Origin of the sequence: Rhizocola hellebori (genome assembly GCF_016862955.1) — a bacterium.
Classification (GTDB): Bacteria; Actinomycetota; Actinomycetes; order Mycobacteriales; family Micromonosporaceae; genus Rhizocola; species Rhizocola hellebori.
In genome coordinates this window covers 1-6,446 of sequence record NZ_BONY01000162.1, presented here as the reverse complement: position 1 = coordinate 6,446, position 6,446 = coordinate 1, and the positions used below count along the sequence as shown (strand labels likewise).

Here is a 6,446-nt window from a genome sequence, read left to right as displayed (position 1 = left end):
GACACCGAGATCACCAACCTGGTCAACGGGCGTGAGTTCTGGATCATCCCGATGGTCAACCCGGACGGTGTGGAATACGACATCGCCACCGGCTCGTACCGGTCGTGGCGCAAGAACCGCCAGCCCAACACCGGATCGTCCAATGTGGGCACCGACCTGAACCGCAACTGGTCCTATCAATGGGGTTGCTGCGGCGGCTCGTCGGGCAGCACCGGCTCGGAAACCTACCGCGGCCCGTCCGCGTTCTCCGCGCCGGAGACTCAACGCATCCGCGACTTCGTGCTCTCGCGGCGCATCGGCGGGGTACAGCAGATCAAGGTCAACGTCGACATCCACACCTACTCGGAACTGATCCTGTGGCCCTACGGCTACACGACCGCCGACACGGGCTCGGACATGAGCGTGGATCAGCGCAACACGTTTGCCACCATCGGCCAGCAGATGGCTGCCACCAACGGGTATACCCCCGAGCAGGCCAGCGATCTCTACATCGCCGACGGCACCATCATCGACTGGATGTTCAACAACCAGGGCATCTTCTCCTACACCTTCGAGCTCTACCCCAACTCCAGCGGGTCAGGCGGCGGGTTCTATCCGCCCGACGAGCAGATCGTCCCGCAAACTCAGCGCATGCGGGCCGCGTTCCTGATGCTGTCCGGCTACGCCGACTGCGTCTACCGCGCGATCGGCAAGGAATCGATCTACTGCGGCGTTCCCGGCGCACCCGTGGTCGCCAACCCGGGCAACCAGGCCACCGTCGTGGGCACCGCGGTCACGCTGAACAACAGCGCCACCGGCGGGACCCCGCCCTACACCTGGTCGGCCACCGGCCTGCCGCCGGGCCTGTCCATCAACTCGTCCAGCGGTCAGATCACCGGTGCCCCAACGACGGCAGGCACCTACAGCGTGACCGTCAGCGCCACCGGCGGCGCCACCGGATCGGCCTCCTTCACCTGGACCATCAACCCGGTCGGCGGCTCCTGCATCGGCACCAACAACACCGACGTCACGATCCCGGACAACACCACCGTCTTCAGTGACATCGTCATCGCGGGCTGCGGCGGCAACGCCTCGACCACCAGCACCGCGGCCGTGAACATCATGCACACCTACAAGGGCGACCTGATCGTGAACCTGGTCGCGCCCGACGGCAGCCTCTACCTTCTGCACAACCGCGCCGGAGGCAGCACCGACAACATCATCCAAACCTTCACCGTGAACCTGGGCGGTGAAGCCGCCGACGGCACCTGGCGCCTGCGAGTCCAAGACGCCGCGTCGCTGGACACCGGCTTCATCAACACCTGGACGCTCACCCTGAGATAAAAGCTCCACCCACCCCCCTCGGGCGGCTGCCTCCCCCTGTGGCAGCCGCCCTCTATGTCCCCGGTGATCGGGTGCGGCGGTAGGGTGCGGGGATGGCCAACCCACGCCGTGAGCAGCCTTCCGAGCCGGCTGAGCCGCGCCTTTCCGCCGCGCTCCGCCCAGCCGACGATGATCTTGAGGGTTTGGACGGCGCGTTTCAGCTCTTTGTGCAGGGGCGGGACTTCTCCGGCGCCGACCTGGCCGAGGCCGAGATCGAGCAGTGCCGGCTGAGCAAGGTCAGCCTGTCCGGTGCGCGCGGGTCCGGTACCACCCTGGTGGATTGTGAAATCGAACAGAGCGACCTGGCCAATGCGGTCTTCGAGGGCGGCGGGTTGCGCCGGGTGAAGGTCACCGACAGCCGGCTGACCGGGCTGACCTTCCTGGACGGCATGGTCCGCGACGTGACCTTCCAAGCGTCCAAAGTGGACATGGTCAACTTCCGGTCGAGCACGCTGCTCAACGTGGCCTTCATCGGCTGCGATCTGACTCGCGCCGATTTTTACGGTACCGATCTGCGCGGCGCCGTCTTCACCGACTGTGTCCTGATCGGGGCCCAGTTCAGCCAGGCGAAGATGGCCGGCACCCGGCTGGCCGGGTGCGACCTGTCCGGGATCGGCGGGGTGGCCAGCCTGGCCGGGGCGACGATCCGGGCCGACGACGTGTTGGCGCTGACCGAACTGTTCGCCGCCGAGCTGGGCATCAGGATTGAAGCTCCTGAAAGATAGTCAGCTGTAGATCGGCCGGTCCGTCGAGCCGGGCGTTGAGCGACTGCCATGGGGTGACCGTCGGCTCGGCGATGATCTGGGCGCCGGCCTCGGCCAGGCGGCTGGTGACCGCGGCGGAGTCGTCGACCTCGAACGCGACCCGGATGTGCCCGGCGACCCGCCTGCCGACCTCGACCTCGTCGATGTACTCGGCGTGCCGGCGATCAGTGATCTCCAGGGTGGCCCGTCCCGCGTCGAGGATGTGCACGTGCCCGCCCTCGACCTGGTAGGCGGCCTGCTCGGTCAGGCCCAGCACGTCACGGTAGAAGGCCAGCGCCTGCTCGTAGTCGTCGACGGTCACCACAAGCCTCAATTGCTTTACACCGCTCATGTTTGCGGCAACGATCATTGGGTGCGCCAGATTCCCACCGGCGTCTACGGCAGCGCGCAGGCGGCCGGGTACGCGTTCGACCGCCCGCCCGTGCACCAGCACCAGGTGGCCCGCTTCGCCGTGCGCGGGCGGGTGCTCGATGTGGGCTGCGGGGCGGGGCTGTCCGCCGCCGCGTTGCACGGGCATGCCGAGGTCGTGGTCGGCCTGGAGCCGAATGCGGGCATGCTTGCCTATCGTCGGCAGGTAGCCCCGCACGCGCATTTCGTGGTTGGCCGGGCCGAGCAGCTTCCGTTCGCCGACGCCGCGTTCGACATGATCACCGCGGCGGGATCCCTAAACTATGTCGACTTGGACCTGTTCTTCGCCGAGGCAAGACGGGTGCTGCGCCCGGGCGGCGTGGTGGTGGTTTACGACTTCTGGCCGGGGCCTTGGTACGAGATTTTCGAGCGGCGCTATCCGAGCGCGCCCGGCTACGCCCTCGACATCGAGGCGCTGCGCCCGCGCCGATATGAGCGCTTCGACGTCACCGTGTCCATGGACCACGAGGCCAGCTTGCGGTTCATGCTGACCGAATGCGCCGGGGCCGACCCTGGCTGGCTGAGCGAGCAACTCGCTACGCTTGGACCAGACTTTGTCTTTCACAGCTATCTAGCGGAAATCGTCCCCTGATAGGGCAGGATTAGCTTCGTGTCCGAAGTGGAAGTGTTCGACTCGCGCCGGTGCGAGCTTGGCGAGGGACCCCACTACGACGAGCACACCGGGCGGGTGTGGTGGGTCGACATCTTGGGCTGCCGCGTGCTTTGGCGCACGCCGTCGGCGGGGGAGTCGGGCTGGCTGAGCACGCCTGGCCATGTCGGCGCGGCCGTGCCCACCTCGTCGGGGCGGCTGGTGGTGTGCCTGCCGGAGGGGCCGACACTGCTCGATCCGGTCGACGGGCGGATGCGCCCGCTGGCCCGCTATCCCGACGCGAGCGCGGCGATCCGCTCCAACGATGCCAAAGCCGACCCGCAGGGGCGGCTGTGGCTGGGCACCATGGCCTACGACGAGCGCAGCAGCATCGGCAAGCTCTACCGCCTCGACGTCGGGGCGTCGCAGCTGCTGCCGGTCGTCGACGACGTGACGATCAGCAACGGGATCGGCTGGTCGCCCGAAGGCGATCTCATGTATTACATCGACTCCGCCACCCGGCGCATCGACACGTTCGACTTCGATGACGGGTTCCTGAAGAACCGCCGTCCATTTGCGACAGTTTATGACGGCATCCCCGACGGGTTGACTGTCGACGCCGACGGCGGGGTGTGGGTGGCGATCTGGCTCGGCGGCGAGGTGCACCGCTACACCCGCTCCGGGATGCTCGACCGCATCGTGCGGGTTCCCACGCCGCTGGTCACCTCGTGCACGTTCGCCGGGCCCGACTTTCGCACCCTCATCATCACCACGGCCAGCCTCGGCCGCCCCGACGATGCGGGCGCCGGTGTCACCTACGCGCACTATCCCGCAGGCGTGCACGGCATGCGCGCCAACGTCTTCGCCGGCTAGCCACCAGCAACCTAGGCCGTTCCGATACACCGCCGCTTAGCCCAGCAGGGCTGCGGCGCGTTCGGTGCGCAGGTGCAGCACGGCGCGGCCGTCGCGGTGGGTGGCGACCAGGCCGGCGTCGCGCAGCACGCCCAGGTGTTGCGACACCGCGCCCGGCGTCAGCTCCAGCAGCCGGGCCAGGTCCGCGGTCGTGTGCGGGGCGCTCAGCAGGGTCATAATCGCCGCGCGGCTGCGCCCGATCAGCGCGGCGACCGCGCCGGGGGCCGGTTGCGGTGTCTCCCAAAGGGTGGCGACACCGCGCGCCGGGTAGCGCAGTGTTCCCGCGGTGACCGGCTCCATCGCCGCGGCCACCCGCGGCCAGCAGAACACGCTCGGGCACAGCACCAGTCCGTGGCCGCGCAACGCCACCTTGCGGTTGGGGGTGGCCCGGTTCGGGTGCACCACGAGCTCACCGTCGCGCCAGGACACCTCGTCGTGCAAATCGGTGAACAGGCCCTCGATGCCGTCTTGCGCCAGAATCCCTGCGCGGTAGGCGATGTCGGCCTCCAGCAGGCGGGTGATCCGCTCCCAGTGCGGCTCGATCGCGGCCCGGAAGCACTGGCGCAGCGCGGCGACGATCCGGTCGAGCTGCGGATGGGCCTTGCTCGCCAACACCCGGCGCAGCTCGGCTTCCAGGGTGGGCATGCGCGCGTCCGGCGGCGGGATCAGATAGGCCGGTTTGATGGTGTCGTGTGACACCAGGCGCAGCACCAGTTTCAGGTCGTCGACGCCTTCGAGCCTGGGCCGGGCCCAATTCAGCCATGGCACGTGCACCGCGTGCACTCCCGGGCGGGTCAGGATCGCCAGCGCCATCACGGTTTCATAGACGGGGGAGATGGCGAATCGCACTCGGGCCAGCTCGACGCCACCCAGCTGGAGGCGGATCACTTGGTACCTCCAATTTAGCAATAACTAAATCCTAACCATGCCGAAGCCGGTGATCGCAAGCTGCACGCCATGAACCGTGACTGGCGACTGCTGCTGACCGCCTCCACCATCTCCACCCTCGGCGATGGCGCTTTCCTTGCCGTGCTTCCCTTGCTGGCCGCGAACATCACCACCGATCCGCGTCTGATCGCCGGGGTCACCGCCTTCGGCACCCTGCCCTGGCTGCTGTTCTCGCTGCCGGTGGGCGCCCTGGTCGACCGCGCCGACCCGCGCCGCAGCCTGCTGCGCACCCAGCTGGCCCAGGCCGCTCTGGTCACCGTGCTCGCCGCGGCCACCATGGCGCACACCATGAGCATGGCACTCATCTATGCCGTCGCGTTCGCGCTGGGCGCTGCCGAAACTGTGGCCAAGGTGGCCATTCAAAAGCTCATTCCTTCCGTGGTACCGGGTGAGCTGCTCGAAAAAGCAAACGGCCGCCAGAACGCGTCCATGTTCAGCGCCAAGGAGTTCCTCGGCCCGCCGCTGGGCGCGCTGCTGTTCTCCTTCGCCGCCGCGCTGCCGCTTTGGGCCGACGTGGCCACCTTCGCCATCTCCGCCGCCCTCGTCGCCCGCCTCTCGCGACGCCCCCACCCGACCGGCCACAGTGGACGGTCGATCCGCGCCGAGGTAGCCGACGGCGTGCGCTGGCTCGCCCGGCACCGGCTGCTGCGCACGCTGACGTTGCTGTCCGGCGCGGCCAACCTGGCCAACTACATGGCACTTTCCACGCTGGTCCTGTTCGCCACGTCCCGCCTCGGCCTGTCCGGCCGCGGCTACGGCCTGCTCGTCGGCCTCATGGCCGCCGGCGGGATCGCCGGCAGCCTGCTCTCCGCCCGCCTGGTAGCCCGCTTCGGCGGCCGAGCCGTCGTCACCACCACCATCTTCACCACCCCCACCGCGATGCTCGCCATCGCCACCCTCGCCCGAGACCTACCGACAATGGCCGCCCTAGCCACCTTCACCTCCTTCGGCGCGTCCCTATGGAACGTCGCCTCCGCCTCCCTGCGCCAACGCACCGTCCCGCTCGAGCTCGCCGGCCGCGTCAGCAGCACCGGCCTTCTGGTCACCTTCGGCGCCCAGCCAATCGGCGCCATCCTCGGCGGCCTCCTCGCAGCTTCCCCACTCGGCCTCACCGCCCCCTGGCTCGCCGCCGCCACACTCCGCCTAACCGCAGCCCTACTCGCCCTCCCCGCCCTACGCACCTGGCCCACCACCCTCTCGTCACCCATCAACAACACCCCCGCCTCCCCACCCCCAAACACCCCCGAGCCCGCAGCCCGCTAACGCCCCGCCGACCCGAGTGCCGGCGCCGCCGGGAGCACTCCCGGACCCCGCGGCCCGCTAACGCCCGGCCGACCCGACTGCCGGACCTGCCGGGTGGAAGGGCGCGAGTATCCCCCGAGCCCGCAGCGGCCCGCTAGCGCGGTCGACCCGACCGCTGGAACGGCCGGGCGCAACGGCTGGTGGGGTGTTGTTGCCAGCCA

At 68.8% G+C, this 6,446-nt stretch carries 7 protein-coding genes; 5 read left to right on the top strand and 2 right to left on the bottom strand.

Translation table 11 applies throughout. The features are described 5' to 3' along the window. Together Rhe02_RS48980 and Rhe02_RS48975 are read left to right on the top strand one after the other, a co-directional pair. The coding region (locus Rhe02_RS48980; RefSeq protein WP_203915471.1) for a M14 family zinc carboxypeptidase at positions 1-1,323 on the top strand (1,323 nt) is incomplete at its 5' end. 92 nt (positions 1,324-1,415) lie between these two features. Then, entirely contained in the window at positions 1,416-2,087 is a 672-nt protein-coding gene (locus Rhe02_RS48975; RefSeq protein WP_203915470.1) for a pentapeptide repeat-containing protein, read from the top strand. Here Rhe02_RS48975 and Rhe02_RS48970 read toward each other — a convergent pair. Continuing rightward, positions 2,062-2,457 carry a VOC family protein gene (locus Rhe02_RS48970; RefSeq protein ID WP_203915469.1) on the bottom strand — a complete coding sequence of 132 codons (396 nt, stop codon included), beginning with the start codon at positions 2,455-2,457 and terminating at the stop codon, positions 2,062-2,064. The genes Rhe02_RS48975 and Rhe02_RS48970 overlap by 26 nt on opposite strands. Positions 2,458-2,478: 21 nt before the next feature. On the opposite strand from Rhe02_RS48970, the gene Rhe02_RS48965 reads away from it, so the two are divergent. Together Rhe02_RS48965 and Rhe02_RS48960 are read left to right on the top strand one after the other, a co-directional pair. Beyond that, entirely contained in the window at positions 2,479-3,126 is a 648-nt protein-coding gene (locus Rhe02_RS48965) for a class I SAM-dependent methyltransferase (RefSeq protein ID WP_203915468.1), read from the top strand. An 18-nt stretch (positions 3,127-3,144) separates the two neighbouring features. Next, positions 3,145-3,996, top strand: coding sequence for an SMP-30/gluconolactonase/LRE family protein (locus Rhe02_RS48960; RefSeq protein ID WP_203915467.1), 852 nt, complete (start codon positions 3,145-3,147; stop codon positions 3,994-3,996). Positions 3,997-4,032: 36 nt separating this feature from the next. Here Rhe02_RS48960 and Rhe02_RS48955 read toward each other — a convergent pair whose 3' ends face one another. Beyond that, positions 4,033-4,923: an ArsR/SmtB family transcription factor gene (locus tag Rhe02_RS48955; RefSeq protein ID WP_203915466.1), complete on the bottom strand. Its 891-nt coding sequence runs from the start codon at positions 4,921-4,923 to the stop codon at positions 4,033-4,035. Between the two features lie 69 nt (positions 4,924-4,992). Here Rhe02_RS48955 and Rhe02_RS48950 point away from each other — a divergent pair, with 69 nt between their 5' ends. Then, a complete protein-coding gene (locus tag Rhe02_RS48950) occupies positions 4,993-6,246 on the top strand; it encodes an MFS transporter (RefSeq protein WP_203915465.1) in 1,254 nt (417 codons plus the stop codon). The last annotated feature ends 200 nt before the right edge of the window (positions 6,247-6,446 follow it).

Excerpts from the sequence above, each read along its gene's own strand:
- Rhe02_RS48970 (WP_203915469.1), bottom strand. The coding sequence starts at position 2,457 with ATGAGCGGTGTAAAGCAATTGAGGCTTGTGGTGACCGTCGACGACTAC.
- Rhe02_RS48950 (WP_203915465.1), top strand. The coding sequence starts at position 4,993 with ATGAACCGTGACTGGCGACTGCTGCTGACCGCCTCCACCATCTCCACC.
- Rhe02_RS48975 (WP_203915470.1), top strand. The coding sequence starts at position 1,416 with ATGGCCAACCCACGCCGTGAGCAGCCTTCCGAGCCGGCTGAGCCGCGC.